The organism is Paenibacillus sp. FSL H7-0737, assembly GCF_000758545.1.
In the GTDB taxonomy this organism is placed as follows: Bacteria; Bacillota; Bacilli; order Paenibacillales; family Paenibacillaceae; genus Paenibacillus_AQ.
This window is the reverse complement of sequence record NZ_CP009279.1, coordinates 3,634,902-3,654,701: the sequence shown is the minus strand read 5'-3', so window position 1 is coordinate 3,654,701 and position 19,800 is coordinate 3,634,902. Positions and strand designations below refer to the sequence as shown.

The 19,800-nt window shown below is 43.2% G+C and carries 20 protein-coding genes and 2 riboswitches; of the genes, 19 read left to right on the top strand and 1 reads right to left on the bottom strand.

Annotated features, from left to right (window positions below; translation table 11 throughout):
- Positions 1-38: 38 nt before the first annotated feature.
- A riboswitch (cyclic di-AMP (ydaO/yuaA leader) is annotated at positions 39-197 on the top strand.
- 123 nt (positions 198-320) lie between these two features.
- The 6 genes from H70737_RS15725 (at position 321) to murB (ending at position 7,597) form a co-directional block, all read left to right on the top strand.
- Positions 321-2,138: an APC family permease gene (locus H70737_RS15725; protein WP_042188640.1), complete on the top strand. Its 1,818-nt coding sequence runs from the start codon at positions 321-323 to the stop codon at positions 2,136-2,138.
- Positions 2,139-2,340: 202 nt separating this feature from the next.
- Positions 2,341-3,348 carry an ABC transporter substrate-binding protein gene (locus tag H70737_RS15720; protein ID WP_042188638.1) on the top strand — a complete coding sequence of 336 codons (1,008 nt, stop codon included), beginning with the start codon at positions 2,341-2,343 and terminating at the stop codon, positions 3,346-3,348.
- A 221-nt stretch (positions 3,349-3,569) separates the two neighbouring features.
- Positions 3,570-4,625 (top strand): FecCD family ABC transporter permease, encoded by a 1,056-nt coding sequence (locus H70737_RS15715; protein ID WP_042188636.1) that lies wholly within the window; start codon positions 3,570-3,572, stop codon positions 4,623-4,625.
- Complete coding sequence (locus H70737_RS15710) at positions 4,625-5,659, top strand: FecCD family ABC transporter permease (RefSeq protein WP_042188634.1); 1,035 nt, start codon at positions 4,625-4,627, stop codon at positions 5,657-5,659. Before H70737_RS15715 ends, H70737_RS15710 begins: the two co-directional genes overlap by 1 nt.
- Positions 5,660-5,734: 75 nt before the next feature.
- A complete protein-coding gene (locus H70737_RS15705; protein WP_042188632.1) occupies positions 5,735-6,535 on the top strand; it encodes an ABC transporter ATP-binding protein in 801 nt (266 codons plus the stop codon).
- 150 nt (positions 6,536-6,685) lie between these two features.
- Positions 6,686-7,597, top strand: coding sequence for a UDP-N-acetylmuramate dehydrogenase (gene murB, locus H70737_RS15700; protein ID WP_042188630.1), 912 nt, complete (start codon positions 6,686-6,688; stop codon positions 7,595-7,597).
- A 60-nt stretch (positions 7,598-7,657) separates the two neighbouring features.
- On the opposite strand, the gene H70737_RS15695 is transcribed toward murB, so the two are convergent.
- Positions 7,658-7,993 (bottom strand): protein YmzB, encoded by a 336-nt coding sequence (locus tag H70737_RS15695; RefSeq protein ID WP_042188628.1) that lies wholly within the window; start codon positions 7,991-7,993, stop codon positions 7,658-7,660.
- Positions 7,994-8,206: 213 nt separating this feature from the next.
- Between H70737_RS15695 and H70737_RS15690 the strand changes: the two genes are divergently transcribed.
- The 13 genes from H70737_RS15690 (at position 8,207) to H70737_RS15630 (ending at position 19,771) form a co-directional block, all read left to right on the top strand.
- Entirely contained in the window at positions 8,207-9,055 is an 849-nt protein-coding gene (locus H70737_RS15690; protein WP_042188626.1) for an ABC transporter ATP-binding protein, read from the top strand.
- Positions 9,052-9,738 carry an ABC transporter permease gene (locus H70737_RS15685; RefSeq protein WP_042188624.1) on the top strand — a complete coding sequence of 229 codons (687 nt, stop codon included), beginning with the start codon at positions 9,052-9,054 and terminating at the stop codon, positions 9,736-9,738. Before H70737_RS15690 ends, H70737_RS15685 begins: the two co-directional genes overlap by 4 nt.
- Before the next feature lie 74 nt (positions 9,739-9,812).
- Positions 9,813-9,856, top strand: a riboswitch (PreQ1 riboswitch).
- 163 nt (positions 9,857-10,019) lie between these two features.
- Complete coding sequence (queF, locus tag H70737_RS15680) at positions 10,020-10,493, top strand: preQ(1) synthase (RefSeq protein WP_042193989.1); 474 nt, start codon at positions 10,020-10,022, stop codon at positions 10,491-10,493.
- 29 nt (positions 10,494-10,522) lie between these two features.
- A complete protein-coding gene (queC, locus tag H70737_RS15675; RefSeq protein ID WP_042188622.1) occupies positions 10,523-11,185 on the top strand; it encodes a 7-cyano-7-deazaguanine synthase QueC in 663 nt (220 codons plus the stop codon).
- Positions 11,185-11,667: a 6-pyruvoyl trahydropterin synthase family protein gene (locus H70737_RS15670; protein WP_042188620.1), complete on the top strand. Its 483-nt coding sequence runs from the start codon at positions 11,185-11,187 to the stop codon at positions 11,665-11,667. Before queC ends, H70737_RS15670 begins: the two co-directional genes overlap by 1 nt.
- Positions 11,660-12,382 (top strand): 7-carboxy-7-deazaguanine synthase QueE, encoded by a 723-nt coding sequence (gene queE / locus H70737_RS15665; protein WP_042188618.1) that lies wholly within the window; start codon positions 11,660-11,662, stop codon positions 12,380-12,382. The genes H70737_RS15670 and queE overlap by 8 nt, the downstream gene beginning before the upstream one ends.
- Before the next feature lie 128 nt (positions 12,383-12,510).
- Positions 12,511-13,035, top strand: coding sequence for a cysteine hydrolase family protein (locus H70737_RS15660; RefSeq protein ID WP_042188616.1), 525 nt, complete (start codon positions 12,511-12,513; stop codon positions 13,033-13,035).
- Positions 13,036-13,854, top strand: a complete 819-nt coding sequence (locus H70737_RS15655) for a VanW family protein (protein ID WP_042188614.1) — start codon at positions 13,036-13,038, stop codon at positions 13,852-13,854.
- An 80-nt stretch (positions 13,855-13,934) separates the two neighbouring features.
- Entirely contained in the window at positions 13,935-15,071 is a 1,137-nt protein-coding gene (locus tag H70737_RS15650) for a zinc-dependent alcohol dehydrogenase (RefSeq protein WP_042188612.1), read from the top strand.
- A gap of 141 nt (positions 15,072-15,212) precedes the next feature.
- The gene (locus H70737_RS15645) at positions 15,213-16,127 is read left to right on the top strand and encodes a DMT family transporter (protein WP_197071205.1); all 915 of its coding nucleotides are present in this window, start codon (positions 15,213-15,215) and stop codon (positions 16,125-16,127) included.
- Positions 16,128-16,159: 32 nt separating this feature from the next.
- The gene (locus H70737_RS15640; RefSeq protein ID WP_042188610.1) at positions 16,160-17,005 is read left to right on the top strand and encodes a class I SAM-dependent methyltransferase; all 846 of its coding nucleotides are present in this window, start codon (positions 16,160-16,162) and stop codon (positions 17,003-17,005) included.
- Positions 17,006-17,246: 241 nt separating this feature from the next.
- The gene (locus H70737_RS15635; RefSeq protein ID WP_042188609.1) at positions 17,247-18,746 is read left to right on the top strand and encodes a sugar ABC transporter ATP-binding protein; all 1,500 of its coding nucleotides are present in this window, start codon (positions 17,247-17,249) and stop codon (positions 18,744-18,746) included.
- A gap of 32 nt (positions 18,747-18,778) precedes the next feature.
- The gene (locus H70737_RS15630) at positions 18,779-19,771 is read left to right on the top strand and encodes an ABC transporter permease (RefSeq protein WP_042188608.1); all 993 of its coding nucleotides are present in this window, start codon (positions 18,779-18,781) and stop codon (positions 19,769-19,771) included.
- Positions 19,772-19,800 lie beyond the last annotated feature (29 nt).

The following is a 19,800-nucleotide window of genomic DNA, read 5'->3' as shown; positions in this document are numbered from 1 at the left end:
GTATACACTTTGTAGACTAATATTAGACCTTGTGAGAAGTTGAATATGCGCTGAATTTTCTTAGGAAAAACGGGGGAACCAAACTTGGCATATGTGCCAATGGGGTGAATCGGAATGGGTCGATTAGACTTATACCGTAGGGCTAAACCACAGCCCGAATCCGCCAGCTAACCTCGTAAGCAAAGGTGGGATAATGACCATGCATAGCATGCGGATCATTTCCGTATGCTATTTTTAGTGTCTGCATTTATGAAATCCACCAATGAAAACAGCGCGCGGAAATTCCGTTTCAGCTCCCAAAGAAAGGAACTGTATCCACCATGGTAAGCAAGGTAAAACGACTATTGATCGGGCGTCCGATGAAGTCGAACGAACTCGATCATGAAAAGTTATCCAAGGTTAAAGCACTGGCTGTCCTGTCTTCTGATGCGCTCTCGTCTGTAGCCTACGGAACGGAACAAATTTTGATTGTACTGGTGGCTGCGGGGTTTACTGCCATCTGGTATTCCCTGCCAATTGCATTAGCCGTATTGGGCCTGCTGGCCATCCTGATTTTATCCTATCGGCAGACGATTTACGCTTATCCTCAGGGAGGCGGAGCTTACATCGTTGCCAAGAGTAATCTTGGTGTTCCGACAGGGCTCTTAGCAGGAGGGTCTTTGTTAGTGGATTACATTCTGACCGTAGCTGTTAGTGCGTCGGCAGGGACGGATGCGATCACATCGGCTTTTCCAAGTCTTCATAATCACACCGTTCTTATTGCAGTATCAGTTATTATTTTACTTACTTTGATTAATCTTCGCGGAGTTACAGAATCAGCTTCATTCATCGCAATCCCAGTGTATTTGTTTGTGGTGTCGATTGTAGTCTTGATTATCTCCGGTGTTATTAAATATGCAGCAGGTGGCGTGCATGCGAATGTCCCTGAAATTGGCTCTGCTGTTTCTAATGTTAGTTTGTTTCTACTATTAAAAGCCTTCAGTTCTGGCTGTTCGGCACTTACGGGTGTAGAGGCTGTATCTAATGCCATTCCAAACTTTAAAGCACCTGCTGAAAAGAACGCAGCCAAGACCTTAATGGTCATGGGGGTTATACTTGGATTTATGTTTACAGGTATCACACTACTGGCGTATTGGTACGGCATAGTGCCTGATGAAAAGGCAACGGTTGTTTCTCAGATCGCTGAATCGACCTTTGGCCGCGGAACCTTATATTTTTTCATTCAAGGTATTACAGCAGTAATTTTGTTCTTGGCAGCTAATACAGCTTACTCAGCGTTCCCGCTGCTCGCATTTATGTTTGCAAAAGATAAATATATGCCACATGCTTTTATGGTTCGTGGTGACCGTCTAGGTTTCTCTAATGGTATTATTTTTCTAGGTGTTCTGTCTGCTGTGCTTGTAGCTGCATTCCACGGAAATACAGAAAGCTTGATTCCACTTTATGCGGTTGGTGTATTCATTCCTTTCACATTGTCACAGCTAGGAATGATGGTTCATTGGTTTAAAACAAAACCAGCGGGATGGAAAAAAAGATTTGTTGTAAATACCATCGGTATGCTGACTACATTGACGATTACGCTTATTTTTATCATCACTAAATTCTCAAGCGTATGGATGGCTTTCATTTTCTTACCTGCTGTAATGTTCGTGTTCCACCGGATTCACAAGCACTATTTGAACACTGCAGATCAGCTTCGTATATGCCCGAGTACAGATAAACCTTTGATTAAGGGCAGTACAGTTGTTGTTCCTGTTGCGGGTGTAACACGTGCTGTACTACATTCCATCAGCTATGCCAAGTCTCTAACGGATAATGTTGTAGCCGTGTATGTTGGCTTTGATGAAGAGGACATTCAAAAAATGGAGCAACGGTGGGAGGAATGGAATCCGGGTGTACGCCTGATTGTACTTCGTTCTAGATATCGCAGTATTATTCGTCCGTTAGTGAAATTTATTGATACAGTGGAGTGGAAGACCGCAGCGACGGATCATATCACGATTCTGATTCCACAGTTTATAACTAAGCATTGGTGGCAAGCTGTACTTCATAATCAGACCAGCTTTTTAATCCGTTCGTATCTAATGAATTCAAAAGATGTTGTAGTTGCGACTGTCCCATATCATTTGAATAAATAATGGATCATTGAGGAGAGGCTATATCCGGAACGTTCGGAATATAGCCTTTTTTTGTATTTTTAAGAAGGAAATTATTGCAAATCCACAAAATTTAAAATTTATGTGTTGACATAGAGAATGAGAATCAATATCATTTAAAAGTGAGACTGAGGTAGTCAATACCTTTGAATAACATAGGATGCACACACTAGGAGGGTATTTAATGTTTTTGTTTAACAGAAAAAGATTTGGAAGCATGAAATTAACGATGGTCGGATTAATGGTGATGGTGCTATTCTTATCCGCTTGCGGTAATAATAATCCCGGTAACGCTTCAAACGCAGGAACAGACAAAGCGACGGCACCTACTGCTGAAGCTACAGAAGCTCCTGCAGCCCCTAAGACGTTAACGGATGCAATGGGACATGAAGTAACGATTCCAGCTAATCCTGGGCGTGTACTGGGTTCTTATTTGGAGGATGCTTTGGTAACTCTAGGTGTGACTCCAGTAGCGCAATGGTCAGTGACTAATGGTATTCAAGATTATCTGTCCACTGAATTGAAGGATGTTCCTACGATCAGCTACGATCTTCCGCTCGAGGCAGTAACCAGCTTCGCTCCGGATCTTATCCTCATCCCATCGGAGTCATCTGTACAGAATGGTATCTATGACCAACTGAATAAGATTGCACCGACTTATGTGATTGGGGATAAGCTAAATCAAGATTGGCGTAAATCGCTACTCAAGATTGGTGAAATTCTGAACAAGACTCCTGAAGCAGAGAAAGCCATTAAAGATTATGAAGACAAGGCGGCTGCAGCGAAAGAAAAGCTTAAAGGAGCTATTGGAGAAGAGTCCGTGGCGATTTTATGGTTGGTACAAAAGAACTTCTATATTGTAGACGAAACTCGCAGCAGTGGTGCTGTATTATATACAGACCTTGGTGTAAAGCTGCCTAACTTAGTAACAGAAATTCCTGTTGGTACAAGAGCTACTTGGAATCCAATTTCGCTAGAGAAGCTTTCTGAGCTGACAGCAGATCATATTATCCTTGTAAATAGTGATAAGACTGAGGGTTCGGAGATTCTGGACAGTGCAATTTGGAAAGGCATCCCGGCTGTAAAAGCTGGCAATGTGCATGAAATGAGCTCAACAAGCAGTTGGCTATACAGTGGTGCGAACGCTGGTGGCAAAATTATTGATGATGTGTTAAAAAGTTTTGTGAAATAAAAAGTCGTAATTCACCATGAATGAGACTGATCATTTGGGTGGGGAAGGGCGTGCAGATCAAGTATCTTAAGATGCTTAGATCTGCACCATTTTTTTATAAACCATTCCTGTATTACTGAAAAATAACTCCTACAATTGTACAACCTAATTTTTTTTGCGATAATGAGAATGATTGTTGTTATCATATAGAACATTGTAACTATCGATTAAGGAGACGACTCATGGTTTCACCCTCAGATTTCGCACATCGTAATAAAAATGATACACAAAAAGCTATACATACCCGACCGGCAGCTGCAATGGGTATTCTAGTGATTGGACTCGCTGCCATTGCCTTTGGACTGGCACTTTCGGTCTCAGTGGGTGCGGCAGATATCAAGCTAGCTACGGTATGGGAAGCAATATTTCATTTCAATCCAGATGTACAAAAACATCAGGTGATAAGAGAACTGCGATTTCCTCGCGCGATAGCAGGTGCTTTGGTCGGTGCTTGCTTCGCAGTAGCAGGGGCAATCATGCAGGGGATGACAAGGAACCCTCTTGCGGATTCAGGTCTGTTAGGCTTGAATGCGGGAGCAGGTGTAGCGCTGGCCATAGTTTTTGCTTTTGCACCTTCGATCTCATTCACTTCACTTATGTTGTTTTGTTTTATAGGTGCTGCTATAGCTTCTTTTATCGTATTTGGAATCGGGTCGCTATCTTTTAATGGCCTTACACCTTTACGTTTGACGCTGGCAGGTTCCGCGGTAAGTGCACTACTGGTTGCTGTTAGTCAGGGCATAGCTATTCTTTTTAACTTATCCCAAGATATAGCCTTCTGGTTGGCTGGCGGAATGGGCGGGGCAAGCTGGACTCAGATCAAGATTATTTTCCCTTGGGTGTTCGTGGCATTAATCGCAGCGATGATGTTATCGCGGTCTGTCACCTTGCTCAGCTTAGGAAGAGAAGTTGCAGTTGGTCTGGGGCAGCGGACAAGATTAGTACAGTTGGCATGTATGATTGTTGTAGTAGTTCTTGCCGGAAGTGCAGTCTCAATGGTTGGCCCGATTGCTTTTATAGGACTAATTATTCCACATGTAGCACGTTATTTCGTTGGAGTAGATTATCGCTGGATCATTCCTTGCTCGGCAGTTCTTGGGAGCTTATTGATCATCTTTGCGGATATCGCCGCTAGAATGATAAATGCCCCTTATGAGACGCCGCTAGGCGCATTAATTGCCATCATCGGTGTACCTTTCTTTATTTACTTAGCGAGTAAGCGGAAGGGGGAGCTGTAATGCACAGAACAACCCTTTCTCCCAATGAAAATGAACGCCGTACACGTGCTATTACAGTGTTAGCGGTCCTTGCCATATTGATCGTTGTTGTTTTTATTGTCAGTATGAATACAGGATTTATGCGTCTATCCCCACGGGAGGTATTACATACACTGCTGGGTGATGGAACTCATCAGCAAAAGCTTATTTTATTTGATTTCAGATTACCTCGCATCGTAATTTCATTGTTGGTTGGAGCGGGCTTTGCGGTGTCAGGCTGTATTTTACAAAGTCTCGCAAGAAATGCACTTGCTGAACCGGCTACGCTGGGCATAAGTGCGGGTGCTGGTTTTGCGGTAATCATTTTTATCTCGTTTTTTCCGGCTACAACAGCAGCTCCGGTATTTGTCTTGCCGCTCTTAGCGCTTGGAGGGGCTAGCTTAACCGCCGCTTTAATCTATATTCTTGCTTATAGAAAAGCAGATGGTCTATCTCCAACAAGGTTGATCCTTATCGGGATTGCAGTCGCTGCCGGAATTAACGCTTGCCAGCTGGTGTTGGCACTTCGGCTTGATCCCAATAATTATCAGTTTGTAGCGACTTGGATCGCCGGGAAAATATGGGGTGGCGATTGGAGATTCGTCCTTGCTCTGCTACCTTGGATAGCGATTCTGTTACCGTTCGCCTTCTATAAAGCCCGTATTCTTAATGTATTGAATCTAGGGGACCATACTTCAGTAGGACTTGGAATGCGAGTGGAGAAGGAGCGTATTCTTCTTCTAGTGACTGCAGTTGCGCTTGCCGGCTCCTGCGTTGCTGTAAGTGGAGGAATTGGCTTTGTCGGCCTAATTGCACCACATCTTGCCCGCAAGCTTGTTGGACCCCGTCATCAGGTATTATTGCCCGCTAGTGCGTTGACAGGGGCGCTTCTTATGATTACTGCTGATACTATCGGCAGATGGGTGTTACAGCCTGCAGAAGTTCCAACAGGCATCGTGGTTGCGATCATTGGTGCACCTTACTTTTTATATTTACTCGCCAAATCGAAAGCATAATGCGTACGAAGCGAGTTTTACTATGTAGTTCATTCTAGGAGCATAGCTCCATAAAACTTTTAAGGAGTTGTTAACATGTCAGAACGTTTGAACACAGAAGAGTTAAGTATTGGGTATGCAGAGGCTACAATTGTTAAAGGGTTGAACTTAACTATCCCTACGGGAAAAATAACCGCACTAGTGGGCGCTAACGGTTCTGGTAAATCTACAATTCTTAAAACAATGGCCCGGATCATGAAGCCTAAGAGCGGCAGTGTAATGTTGGACGGTAAATCGATCCATAACTTTTCAACGAAAGAGGTAGCTCGTCAGCTTGCGATCTTACCGCAAAACCCAACAGCTCCAGACGGACTAACGGTCTCTGAACTTGTCAGCTATGGTCGCTTCCCGCATCAAAAAGGATTTGGCACAATGACAGCAGAGGATCGCAGCATTATCTCCAACGCAATCACTGTTACAGGTATGGAGCCTTTCCATGACCGTCCGATTGACCGCTTATCTGGAGGACAACGTCAGCGTGCTTGGATCGCTATGGCATTGGCGCAAGAAACTGACATTCTATTCCTGGACGAACCAACAACATTTCTAGATATGGCTCACCAGCTTGAAGTTCTACAGCTTCTGCAAAAGCTGAATGAGGAAGAAGGCCGTACCATTATCATGGTAGTGCATGACTTGAATCATGCTACTCGTTATGCGCAGCATATGGTAGCTATTAAGTCCGGTACTGTGGTTAGTGAAGGCTCACCTACAGAAGTTATGACACCAGATGTACTGCGTGAAGTTTTTGGAATTGAGGCAGATATTGTTCCAGATCCACGTACAGGTGTGCCGCTGTGTCTTCCTTACGAGCTTGCGGCCTACAAAGCTGTGTAATCATAATCGAAAATCATACACGAACAGGCTCCCGTCATTGACAAGGGAGCCTGTTCGTTGTTACAGTTGTGGTTGCCTACAAATCCATGATACTACTACTAAAAATAGATCAAGGACCATCATTTATACATGGTTAAAGGAGCATGAAACATGAATATTGACAAAATTCAAAATGACCTAGAGCAGTTAATGACTGCAGGGATTGTGAAGAGTCATGAGAACTTAAAAGATCACGTGTATACCAAAATGGGCGGTAAAGCTGATATTTTGGCAGCACCAGCTACTTATGAGGAAATTCAAAAGATCGTTACATATGCGGAACAGAATGGGATAAACCTTACGGTACTTGGGAACGGCTCCAATGTGATTATCCGTGATGGAGGTGTGCGCGGAATAGTTCTGCAAACAGCAGGACTAACGGATGTGGGGATTCGAGACAATCTCTTATATGCGGAGTGTGGAGCCAAGATTATTGATGTTTCCAGATATGCACTGGATATGGAGCTTACGGGTCTTGAGTTCGCCTGTGGCATTCCAGGAACGGTTGGTGGAGCGCTTTACATGAACGCAGGTGCTTATGGCGGAGAAGTTAAAGATGTATTGCACAGTGCGCTGGCTATAACTAAGAGCGGGCAATTGGTGACTCTGCAAGGGGATGAACTGCAATGGGGTTACAGAAAAAGCGTGTTCGCAAGCGGTGAATACATCGTGCTTGAGGCGAAATTTGCTTTGACTTCCGGAGATGCATTATCCATCAAGGCGAAAATGGATGAACTTACTTACTTGCGTGAATCCAAGCAACCGCTTGAGTATCCCTCCTGTGGGAGTGTCTTTAAACGTCCTCCAGGTCGGTTTGCAGGTCAGTTAATTCAAGAGAGTGGCTTACAGGGAACAAGAATCGGTGGTGCTGAGGTATCCAAGAAGCATGCAGGATTTATTGTGAATGCTGATAATGCAACCGCCAGCGATTACATTGGGCTAATTCACCATGTAAGAGCGACTGTGAAGGATAAATTCGGAGTGGAGCTTGAAACTGAAGTGGAGATCATTGGAGAAGAGTAACTATTAATTAGAAAGAGCCCACAGATTACTGTGGGCTCTTTTGCTGTCATTACATATGGTTTAATCCACTGAAAGGGTATATTTAGCTCTTTCAGTAGTTATTTCCGCCTTGCGATCACTTATGTCCTCAATCCGAAGCCCGTCAATAGCTAAGTCATAGGTGGAGTGTGGTAGCGATACTAGCTCACCATCGGCGTTTAAAGTGCTGCCAAATCCTTTTAATATTAATGCACTCCCAAGATAATCATCGATAACATCCTCCGCACTCCGAAACTCAACAGCCTCTAGATTAAAATGAATTTTATCCAGATCACGAAGCTCTTTCTTTTCAATTACAATAGTTTCATTCACATGACTGTTAATCCAGTCCATAAGTTTCTGTATACTTTGTTCCATTAGATGATCCCACCCTTACCTCGAAGATTATTATGTTTAAGTTACCCTTTTCTTAGGATTTGAATCCTTATTTTTGCCACATCTGAGCAGATTTGAACAAAGGAAGGTACTAAGGAATAGCGAATGTTACAGAATAGCAACAACAGAGATAATCCTCTACAACCAGAATAAGGATAGAAGAAAGTTAACTATTCTAAAAAGGGGGGAGTGTTATTGATTCAGCTAACTGAGGTCTCAAAATATTATCAGGAGAGGTGTGCAGTTGATCGAATTACTTTCACGGTGGAGAAAGGTGAGGTCTTTGGATTTCTAGGTCCCAATGGTGCAGGGAAGACTACAACGATGCGAATGATGACAGGGCTTCTTCAGTCTACAAGCGGAGAAATTTTAATTAATGGCATGAATATTTCATGTCATAAAAAAGAAATCCATGCTCAAATTGGTGTTGTTTTCGAGCTTCCGAACCTATACATGCGTAGTTCTATTCGAAATAATCTGGAGCTGTTCGCTGATCTGTATAGGGTAGCAGGAAATCGAGTGAATGAAGTCATGGAAACCCTCCAGCTGTTAGATAAGGAAAAAGCTAAAGTAAGCAGCTTATCCAAAGGCTGGAAGCAGCGTGTTCTAATCGCCAGAGCATTATTACATAAGCCTCAAGTGTTGTTTTTAGATGAGCCTACAAGTGGGTTAGATCCAAATTCAGCTTCACTCATACGTAATCACGTCAAGAGAATTCAAGAAGAAGGCACAACCATCGTCTTAACGACGCATGATATGCACGAAGCCGAGGCATTAAGCGATAGAGTGGGCATCATGCACGCTGGTGCTTTGGTGGCACTCGATGAACCGCATAGACTTAAGACCATTTATGGTAAACCAGAAATTGAAGTTAAATATCAGCAGGATGGGAAAGTGGTTATGAAATCCTGGCCGATTGCAGAAGAAGCTACTAAAGATCATATCTATCAGCTAATGTCTACGAATCAAATTCTAAGTATGCACAGTAAAGAAGCTTCGCTGGCAGATGTATTCGCTGCCCTGACGGGAAGTGAGCTAAGTTGAGTTATCAGATATGGAAGCTGTTTAAACATGAAAGTAAGGATATACTGCGTAATCCTGCGACTGTAATTCTAATAATTTTGCCTATATTTATGGCTAAAATCATCATCACTGTAGTGGACAAGAGCGGTTTGGACTTCATGCTTTTTTCTACATGGATATTATTTGCGCAAGTGATGGTTGGGATCATGATTACCGGCCCAGGATTAATTGAGGAGCGGGAGAGTAAGACTTATGATGCGCTGTTGATTACTCCGCTAAGCAGAGGCCAGATTATTACAGCGAAAGCTGGATCTGTTCTTGTTTTTTCTTTGTTATCACAGCTGATTGTTTATGTACTAAATCAAGGTTTGACAATGGATTTACTCCCTTCCTTAATGTATATGTTATTGGGTGGAATTATCTTTGTGCAAGTTGGAATTATCATTGGTTTAAAGGTAAGTTCCTCCAAAAATGGTTCAGCCATTTGCTCCGCATTTATGGTCGTTTTTTTCTTAGTAGCTTCTGTGTACGTCGCTCTTCCAGAGTGGACCTATCCGATCTTTGTAATTCTGCCAAGTATTGAAATCGTCCAGAATTTGAACAGTATTCTAAATGGAGAAGGAGTATTGCTCCTAGAAAGCCTGCTTTTGCTCTTGTGGATTGTGGTGCTTTCGCTCTGGATTCAGAAGACGGGCAAAGCGTAGAACTTGTCAGAAGCAAATTACCATGGTATAGTTCAAGACGCAATATGCATGAAGAAGAAGTCTGCACGGATTGTGCAGGAGAGGTTCGCGAACTCCCTCTATAAAAAACTAAGAGTATATTAAATCTTATAAGCGGATGCAGTCCTTAACCCGGACGTTGCTTCCGTTTCTTCTTAGTGGAGCAAAGTTTTCGAAATCTCGTTCTTCTTTCCATTACCGGCCAAGGCCGAAGGAAAAGAGAGGGGTTTTTTGTCGTGTCAGAAGGAAGATTGAAAGAGGAAATGCAAGAAGTCACTTTACTTGGTAATCAGGGAACGCAGTACAAGTTTGGTTATGATCCAGCTATTCTTGAGGTGTTTGATAACAAGCATCCAGGGCGTGATTATTTTGTTAAATTCAACTGCCCTGAGTTTACTAGCTTATGTCCTGTTACTGGTCAGCCGGATTTTGCCACACTGTATATTTCGTATATTCCTGAACAGAAAATGGTGGAATCTAAATCATTAAAGCTGTATCTGTTTAGTTTCCGTAACCACGGTGACTTTCATGAGGACTGCGTCAACATTATTATGAATGATCTGATCTCACTGATGGACCCACGATACATTGAGGTATGGGGCAAGTTCACTCCGCGTGGAGGCATATCTATTGATCCTTATTGCAACTATGGAAGACCGGGTACGAAGTATGAGGCGATGGCGGAGCACCGCTTAATGAATCACGACCTCTATCCAGAAAAAGTGGATAACCGCTAATCCCAACAAGTTGATAAGGAGAGATTAAGATGAACAAAAAAGCACTCGTCGTATTTAGCGGCGGACAAGATAGCACCACTTGCCTGGTTTGGGCATTGAAGCAGTTTGAGGAAGTGCAGGTAGTTACCTTTAATTATAATCAGCGTCATGCGGCTGAAATCGAAGTTGCTACAGAAATAGCAGCTAAGTTTAATGTAAAACAGCATATCCTTGATCTTGGGCTGCTTAATCAGCTGGCACCAAATGCACTAACCCGCCAGGATATTGATATCGTTGCTGGCGAAGGTGATGAGCTTCCTAGTACATTTGTTGACGGACGGAATCTGTTATTTTTGTCTTTTTCCGCAATATTAGCTAAACAATTGGGTTACTCCCATATCGTCACTGGTGTCTGCCAAACGGACTTTAGCGGGTATCCGGACTGCCGTGATGTATTTGTGAAATCATTGAATGTTACGCTGAATTTATCTATGGACTATGAGTTTGCGATACACACTCCATTGATGTGGCTGGATAAAAAAGAAACGTGGAAAATGGCCGATGAACTGGGTTATTTTGATTATGTTCGCGAACACACATTGACCTGTTACAACGGTATTATTGGCAGTGGCTGCGGTACTTGTCCAGCCTGTCTGTTGCGTCAGCGTGGTCTTGAGCAATATGAGGCGGAGAGAATGGAGGCCGGATCTTAATGCTTAACGAGGTTTCAGTCTGCAAAATATTTACGTTTGATGCGGCGCATCAATTAATTGGTCACAAAGGGAAATGTAGCAATCTGCATGGACATACTTATAAGCTCGAAGTAGTGCTTAAGGGCAAACCAGAGGCTACGGAAGGCCATTCAGACGAAGGGTTTGTTATTGACTTCAGTGATATCAAGACGACTGTGCAACAAAGCCTTGTAGACCGTCTAGATCACGCTTTTCTCGCTATGGGAAACGAACCTGTGTTAGAGACATTAACGAATACGGGTTCCAAAGTAGCTTTGTTGTCTTTCCGCACCACAGTTGAAAATATGTCCTGTTATATTGCCTATAAGCTTAAGCAGGCAGGGCTGCCCTTGTATGCTGTAAAGCTATGGGAGACACCAACCTCCTGGGCAGAAGTGCTGGCTGAAGATATCCCTGAGGATGGACCATCTTACCGCTTGTATGGAGGCTGTGACTGTGAGTAAGATTCCTGTAATTGAAATGTTCGGTCCGACCATTCAAGGTGAAGGTGCGGTAATTGGTGTGAAGACAATGTTTGTCCGCACCTATGGCTGTGATTATCGCTGTGGCTGGTGTGACTCTGCTTTTACTTGGGATGGTACTGCTAAGGATAAGGTTCGAATGATGACCTCGGAGGAAATTATGAATGAACTTTTAGCTATAGCTGGAGATAATTTCGACTGTGTTACGATTTCAGGCGGAAATCCTGCTTTGATTGGTGATGGGCTGGGCTCTTTTATTAACCTGCTACATGAGCGAGGGATACAAGCTGCAATAGAAACTCAGGGGAGTAAATGGCAGGATTGGTTCAATGACGTGGATGTGCTGACAATTAGCCCTAAACCCCCAAGCTCAGGAATGACGACGAATTGGGAAATTCTAGATAACATCATGAGTAAAATGGAGAAACTGGGTCGTTCTATGCATAGCTTGAAGGTCGTAGTGTTTGACGATAAGGATTTTGATTATGCAAAAGACATTCACCAGCGATATCCCAATGTGCAGCTCTTTCTGCAGCCTGGGAATGATGATGTCACTGAAGAAGGCGACATTTCTGCTCGACTTTTGGGAAGGCTGGAATGGTTGTTTAATAAAGTAATCGTAGACGCTGATATGAATAGAGTACGTGTCCTTCCACAGCTGCATGCATTGATCTGGCACAATAAGCGTGGCAAGTAAAAAGTATTTAAATGTAACGGGTGTCTGCTCAGCAGATGCCCTTTTTTTATTGATTTAAGCCTTTAAATAGGTAGATAGAATGTCCCATAATCTGGTATGATTTTCATAAAAATTGTAGGAGGTACTAAATGGGAAATTCAACTGCACTATTAATTATCGATGTTCAAGAAGCTATGTTCTCCTATCCTGATCAAAAGCTGTACGATGAAGAGGGTGTAATGGAGAGAATTATTTCCCTTCAGAACAAAGCTAGGGTTGCAGGTACTCCAATAGTTTATATTCAACACACCGAAGATGAGGAATATACAAAAGGTACGCCCACATGGCAGATCAGTCACCGCATCACACCGCAGGAAGGCGAAGTTATTGTGGAGAAGCCTACTTGGGATGCTTTTCACCGAACCGAACTGCAAGAGGAGCTACAGAAGCTGGGGATCACGAATCTGGTGATTTGTGGGATGCAAAGTGAGTTCTGCCTAGATACGACAATAAGACGCGCATACAGTATGGGGTATAAGAGTGTTCTCGTCCAAGATGCTCATAGCACCTTTGATAATGGGGTTCTGAATAGTAGTGAGATCGTTAAGCATCATAATGCGGTAATCGGAGGGAGATTCGCCCAGTTACGAGCTGAAAGCGAGGTTCAGTTCTAGATGAATACACCTCAGGCTGCCATGAAACCTATTCAGCGTTCTCGACTTAGACTATTTGCCGGAAAGCGATATTTTATTTGGAAAAGATATTTGAAATGGTGCACTAGCCGCAGCAAGGTGGCGAAGCAGCGCACTAGTGAAATTTTATCTAATGAAGTGATGACTCATGCTACACCGTTATTAAGAAGTCTACGGAATGTAGATATGGTGCTTCAATACAATAAAATAACCAATTTACGTCTGGCGATAGCGAAGCTGGATGGGCTCTTGGTGCGTCCGGGTGAGACTTTTTCCTATTGGAGAAGCATCGGTAAGCCCAGTAAGCGAAAAGGGTATCTAGAGGGGATGGTGCTGCATTATGGTGGCTTCCATTCTGGAGTTGGCGGGGGACTGTGCCAGTTGTCCAATCTGATCTACTGGATGACACTGCATACACCTCTTACGGTTACAGAACGGCATCGGCACAGCTATGATGTATTTCCAGATGAACAGCGTACACAGCCATTTGGAAGCGGGGCCACCTGTTCTTATAATTATTTGGATCTTCAAATGAAGAATAACACGAATCAAACGTATCAATTAAAGCTCTGGCTGGATGACAGCCATTTGCATGGGGAATGGAGATGCGATGAGCAGTCCCTTTATAAATATGAAGTGTACGAAAGTGATCATCGGATAAGCCTAGAACCATGGGGCGGATATATTCGTAGCAATAAGATCAGTCGAAAAATATTCACACGTACCGGCGACCTAGTTGGAGATGAAGCTGTAACCGATAACTATGCGCTTATGATGTATTCTCCGCTTCTTCATGGATAAGAGGATAGGCATAGGGATATAACATAGAAAGGTGTGATCCTTATATCTCTATACCATTTCCAAAGGAGCGGATTAACAGCATGAAAGCATTAACCTACCAAGGGAAGAAGAAAGTGAAAGTTAAAGAGGTAGCTGATCCGAAGATTGAGAAAAAGGATGACATTATCGTTCGAATTACCACTACAGCGATTTGTGGCTCAGATCTGCACATTTTTAACGGTGAAATTCCAGGTATGCATGATGACTATATTATTGGTCATGAGCCCATGGGGATTGTTGAGGAGACCGGTCCAGACGTAACTAAAGTCAAGAAAGGCGACCGGATCATTATTCCCTTTAATGTAGCCTGTGGTCAGTGCTACTTCTGCCAGCATGAGATGGAGAGTCAATGCGACAATGCTAATGACGCCAAGGATACAGGCGGATATCTGGGTTATTCCGATACTTATGGGGGATTTGCAGGAGGGCAAGCCGAATTACTGCGGGTTCCTTATGGTAATTTCGGCCCTTTTGTCGTTCCTGAGGATGCAGAAATGGAAGATGAAAAAATTCTTTTCTTATCTGATATTGTACCTACTGCTTGGTGGGGAGTCGAAAGCGGCGGAGTGAAGCCAGGGGATACAGTCATTGTTCTCGGCTGCGGGCCTGTTGGACTGCTTACTCAGAAATTTGCCTGGATCAAAGGCGCCTCAAGAGTCATTGCGGTTGATCATATCGGCTACCGTCTGCAGCATGCGAAGCTGACCAATAATGTCGAAATTTACAACTTTGAAGAGATTAAAGATATTGAAGCTCATTTGAAGGAGATAACACATGGGGGAGCAGATGTAGTTATTGACTGTGTAGGTTTGGATGCCAAAATATCTGCATTGGAGAAAGTGGAAACCACTCTGAAGCTACAGGGAGGCTCACTCAGTGCATTTAGAATGGCCTCGGATATCGTACGAAAATTCGGAACTATTCAGCTTGTAGGAGTTTATGGGCTTAATTACAATATGTTCCCTTTGGGTCATCTATTTGAACGCAACATTACTTTAAAAATGGGACAGGCTCCAGTGATTCACTATATGCCTTTGCTCTATAAGATGATTAAAGAGAATAAATTTGATCCCACAGATATCATTACACATCGCTTGCCTATCAGCAAAGCGGAGCATGGCTATGACATTTTTAGTGAGAAAAAAGAGGATTGCATAAAGGTGGTTCTGAAACCTTAGCCTTTAAGAAGCATGAGCTCTCGTCAGAAATGACATTGCTTATGCTTTTTTTAGTGAAATCTAATGAAAATAGATGCATTTTTTCACGGTCTGCGTTAAATTAACATAAGTGACTTAAGATAGTGAAAGGACGCGTACCATGTGAAGCTTAAAAAACCGCCACTTCCTATTCCGATTTTAATGTTGATTGGGATTGTGGCCATCTCTTTTTCCGCCATTTTTATTAAGTGGTCTGCAGCGCCAGCATCTATACAAGGAATGTATCGGCTGTTGTTCACCTCGCTGCTGATGTTGCCTTTTGCAAAACCATACAGCGGAGCAGCGTTCGCTCTTCGTAAAAAAGACTGGATCATGCTAGTGCTCTCAGGCACTATGCTAGCTCTACATTTTTTGCTTTGGATGGGCTCTTTGAAGTATACTTCGGTAGCTAGTTCAACGATGATCATGGCGCTGGAGCCAGTGTTTATTATGCTGGGCGTTTATTTTTTGTATAAGGAAAAAACGGCTGTGTCTGCTATTCTGGGGCTGAGTATTGCTATTGGCGGAGTAGTGTTTATCGGCTGGGGAGATATTGGTATCTCTGCAGATAATCTTAAAGGTGATTTGTTATCGGTTGGAGGAACAGTAGCGGTAGCTGTGCATATGCTTATCGGTCAAAAGCTTGTAGTGCGCATGCCCTCATACCTGTACAGCTTGATAGTTTTCTTATCAGCGGCTGGTGTGTTTGCCATTTACAATCTGTTCATGGGGATTTCCTTTTTTAATTATCCTGCGAATGAGTGGGGGATTTTCCTATTGCTAGCAGTTGTTCCTACGGTGTTTGGTCATATTTTATTTAATTGGCTGCTTCAGTATGTATCCGCAACTACGGTATCTATGAACATCTTAGGAGAACCAGTGGGGGCTAGTATCCTTGCTTATCTGCTATTAGGTGAACAATTAACTGCGCTACAATGGGCAGGTGGACTTTTGGTTATGTTTGGACTGGGTGTATATTTGTACGCTGGAAGAAAGAAAACGATTCAGGTGGCAGATGCCATTCAGAATGCTTCATAACAGATATTTTAATCATAAAGGGGTCGCAAGGTATGGAAGAACAAGATCAAAATTTAGAACTGCATCCTGGAAAAGGCACTGCGCCAACGAGTGAGGAACTATGGAACGAAGACACGTACACAGCTTGGGTTGCTCGATTTGGTACACCGTCTGAGGCTGCAGCCAAGTTAATCAAGGAACCAAGTGCTAAGCTGTACCCGCTCTCTTCTTATTTTGGAGATGTACAGGGTAAAAAGATGATGAATCTCATGGGATCAAACGGAATGAAGGCAGTCGCGCTGTCATTACTTGGAGCAGACCTTACTGTTGCTGACTTCTCAGAAGCTAATGCGCGTTATGCAGCTGATCTCGCACAAGAAGCAGGTGTTCAGCTTAACTATATCGTATCGGATGTTCTTAAGCTGCCAGATCACGTGCTCGATGGTTCATATGATATCGTATTTGCTGAATTAGGAATTGTACACTACTTTACCGACCTAGCACCGTTTATGGAAACCGTCCGCCATTTACTTTCTCCTGGTGGGATTTTTGTTCTACGTGATTTCCATCCTGTGACAACTAAGCTGATATCCTCTAAGGGTTCTACAGCGAAGGTTCGTAAGCACAAAGTTAGCGGGGACTATTTCGATACGACATTGGAAGAAAAAAAGGTCTCGTACTCTAAGTATTTGCCTTCCACAGGCAAACCAATAGACGAACAGGAACATAGCGTTGTATATTGGCGCCGCTGGACGCTTGGAGAAATTGTAACAGCTGCTGCCAGTTCCGGGCTTGTGATCCGCCAATTGATCGAAGAACCCAATCTATCCTCGGATGTTTATGATAAAGGAATACCAAAGACATTCACCTTGGTGGCTGGAAAGGGTCAGAACCTGTAGGCTATTCGAATGTAAGGATTACAACTGTTATACACATATGAGCTAATCTAAAGGCTACTTTGTCCGTAAAAGGACGGTGTAGTCTTTTTTGCTTGCTTCAAAACATAAAATTTTAAACTTTTTTACGGAGAATATTCCATTACATTAGAAACTTATAGGTAATACAATAATTTTACATTCAACATTTGAAAGCGATTACTTTACAAAAAGGCATTCATAAAGGATTTGAGGTGGATATGAAATGGACGAAGTATTACTACGAATGGCGGGGATTGATAAATTTTTTCCTGGTGTTCATGCATTGAATCAATGTCAATTTGAGCTGAAGCGTGGGGAAGTGCATGCCTTAGTCGGTGAAAATGGCGCAGGAAAGTCTACCTTAATGAAGATTGCAACAGGAGTCTATTCCAAGGATGCGGGTCAGATGTGGTACAAAGGATCTGAGGTGGAGATTGCCAATACTCGCGCTGCGCAGGAACTCGGGATTAGTATCATTCATCAGGAACTAAATCTAATGCCGCATCTTACAGTGGCCCAAAATATATTTATTGGTCGTGAGCCGCGCAAGGCACTGAAATGGTTCGTTGATGATCTGGAGCTAAATCGTAAGGTGCAGGAACTGTTTGATCAGATGAATCTAAAACTAGATCCGAAGACTTTGGTCTCAGATCTGACAGTTGCTAATCAGCAAATGGTTGAAATCGCCAAAGCTTTGTCCTTCAATGCGGAGGTACTGATCATGGATGAACCAACTGCAGCGTTGACAGATACGGAAATTAACGAGTTATTCCGTATGATCGAGCAATTACGAGAAAAAGGTGTAGGTATTATATACATCTCTCACCGCATGGATGAGTTGAAACGGATCACAGACCGCATTACAGTCATGCGGGATGGTTGTTACGTGGATACTGTTCGGACGGATTCAATAACCATTGATCAGATTATTAGCATGATGGTTGGTCGTGAACTGTATCAAACGTCGAAGCCAACGCTTTCGTTACAGACAGAGCAAGTCGTACTAGAGGTTCGAAACTTATCCAGTGGGCAAATGTTGAAGGATATCAGCTTTCATTTGAATAAAGGTGAGATTCTGGGCTTCGCTGGATTAATGGGCGCTGGACGTACTGAGGTTGTTCGTGCCGTATTTGGGGCTGATCCTATCGATAAGGGTGAGATTAAGCTGCATGGAAATACGGTTCGTATAAAACAGCCTCACCAAGCCGTGCAGCATGGAATTGGCTATTTGTCCGAAGATCGCAAACGCTACGGGCTGCTTGTAGATATGGACATTAGCATGAATAATGCGATTGCTTCCTTCTATAAATTCCGTAATGCATTCGGATGGATGAGGGATCGGGAGATACGAAAGTCCGCGGAGCAGCATGCGGAAGCACTAGCGACCAAGACTCCAAGTGTAAGTCAAAAAGTCAAATTCTTATCCGGTGGGAATCAGCAAAAAGTAGTTATCGGGAAATGGTTAACGAGAGATTGCGATGTGTTAATCTTCGACGAGCCAACACGTGGTATTGATGTAGGAGCGAAAAGTGAGATCTATAAGTTGCTTGATCAGCTAGCAGGTGAGGGAAAAGCGATCATTATAGTCTCTTCAGATCTCCCAGAGATTCTAAGAATGAGCCATCGCATTATTGTCATGTGTGAAGGACGTATAACTGGTGAACTACTCGCAGAAGAAGCATCGCAAGAAGCGATAATGAAATATGCGACGATGCGTTCATAATCGTTCAAGAGTTTATCGGAGGTGTCAAGGTCATGAAGATCGCAGATAAAGGGATTAGCCAGCCTATCAGCTCGAAGCAAACCGGGGCGCAATCAGGGTTTAAACAAAAATTACTAGCATTCGCAAGTTTGATCATTCTGGTCATCGTATTTTCCGTAGCATCAAGTAACTTTTTTCAGTTTTCTAACCTAGTTGGAATCCTCGTCTCGACAGCTGTAATTGGAGTATTAGCGCTGGGCGCAACCTTTGTAATTATTACGGGTGGGATCGACCTTGCTTTGGGTACTGTGATGACCTTCTCCTCGGTGATGGTTGGCGTCATCATTACATTCTGGGGTCTACCTGTTCCACTCGGAATTGTAGGCGGGATTCTAGCTGGTGCACTTTGCGGCTTTATAAGTGGTTTAATGGTGGCGAAAATGAATATTCCTCCTTTCATTGCTACTCTGGCGATCATGATGGTAACTAAAGGATTATCACTTGTCATAACGGGTGCCAAGCCGATTTATTTCAATGATGATCCGATTTTTGCCAAGATTGCAATGGGCAAGATGATCCCAGGCATTCCTAACACCATCGTAATCTTCCTATTGCTCGGTGTTATCGCAAGCATCATCTTATCGAAGACCATTATTGGACGCTATAACTTTGCACTTGGTAGCAATGAAGAAGCAACTCGCTTATCAGGTGTGAATACGGTCAAATGGAAGATTGTGATCTATACCATCACAGGGATTTTCAGCGGAATCGCTGGTATCCTGATGGCATCACGTCTAAATTCAGCCCAACCATCACTTGGCACTGGTTATGAACTTGAAGCTATAGCGGCTGTCGTCATTGGAGGCACATCTTTAAGCGGGGGCATAGGTTCTATTCTAGGTACAATTATTGGTGCACTGATTATGAGTGTACTGACGAATGGCTTACAGATTATGTCCGTTGCTCAGGAATGGCGGACAGTCATTGTTGGTGTTGTAATCATCATAGCAGTGTATGCTGATATTCTTCGCAGACGGAAGCAATGAACGAGGTATTAGCTCCATACGGAGTGATA

Excerpts from the sequence above, each read along its gene's own strand:
- H70737_RS15725 (WP_042188640.1), top strand. The coding sequence starts at position 321 with ATGGTAAGCAAGGTAAAACGACTATTGATCGGGCGTCCGATGAAGTCG.
- H70737_RS15720 (WP_042188638.1), top strand. The coding sequence starts at position 2,341 with ATGTTTTTGTTTAACAGAAAAAGATTTGGAAGCATGAAATTAACGATG.
- H70737_RS15715 (WP_042188636.1), top strand. The coding sequence starts at position 3,570 with ATGGTTTCACCCTCAGATTTCGCACATCGTAATAAAAATGATACACAA.
- H70737_RS15710 (WP_042188634.1), top strand. The coding sequence starts at position 4,625 with ATGCACAGAACAACCCTTTCTCCCAATGAAAATGAACGCCGTACACGT.
- H70737_RS15705 (WP_042188632.1), top strand. The coding sequence starts at position 5,735 with ATGTCAGAACGTTTGAACACAGAAGAGTTAAGTATTGGGTATGCAGAG.
- murB (WP_042188630.1), top strand. The coding sequence starts at position 6,686 with ATGAATATTGACAAAATTCAAAATGACCTAGAGCAGTTAATGACTGCA.
- H70737_RS15695 (WP_042188628.1), bottom strand. The coding sequence starts at position 7,993 with ATGGAACAAAGTATACAGAAACTTATGGACTGGATTAACAGTCATGTG.
- queF (WP_042193989.1), top strand. The coding sequence starts at position 10,020 with ATGCAAGAAGTCACTTTACTTGGTAATCAGGGAACGCAGTACAAGTTT.
- queC (WP_042188622.1), top strand. The coding sequence starts at position 10,523 with ATGAACAAAAAAGCACTCGTCGTATTTAGCGGCGGACAAGATAGCACC.
- H70737_RS15670 (WP_042188620.1), top strand. The coding sequence starts at position 11,185 with ATGCTTAACGAGGTTTCAGTCTGCAAAATATTTACGTTTGATGCGGCG.
- H70737_RS15660 (WP_042188616.1), top strand. The coding sequence starts at position 12,511 with ATGGGAAATTCAACTGCACTATTAATTATCGATGTTCAAGAAGCTATG.
- H70737_RS15655 (WP_042188614.1), top strand. The coding sequence starts at position 13,036 with ATGAATACACCTCAGGCTGCCATGAAACCTATTCAGCGTTCTCGACTT.
- H70737_RS15650 (WP_042188612.1), top strand. The coding sequence starts at position 13,935 with ATGAAAGCATTAACCTACCAAGGGAAGAAGAAAGTGAAAGTTAAAGAG.
- H70737_RS15640 (WP_042188610.1), top strand. The coding sequence starts at position 16,160 with ATGGAAGAACAAGATCAAAATTTAGAACTGCATCCTGGAAAAGGCACT.
- H70737_RS15635 (WP_042188609.1), top strand. The coding sequence starts at position 17,247 with ATGGACGAAGTATTACTACGAATGGCGGGGATTGATAAATTTTTTCCT.
- H70737_RS15630 (WP_042188608.1), top strand. The coding sequence starts at position 18,779 with ATGAAGATCGCAGATAAAGGGATTAGCCAGCCTATCAGCTCGAAGCAA.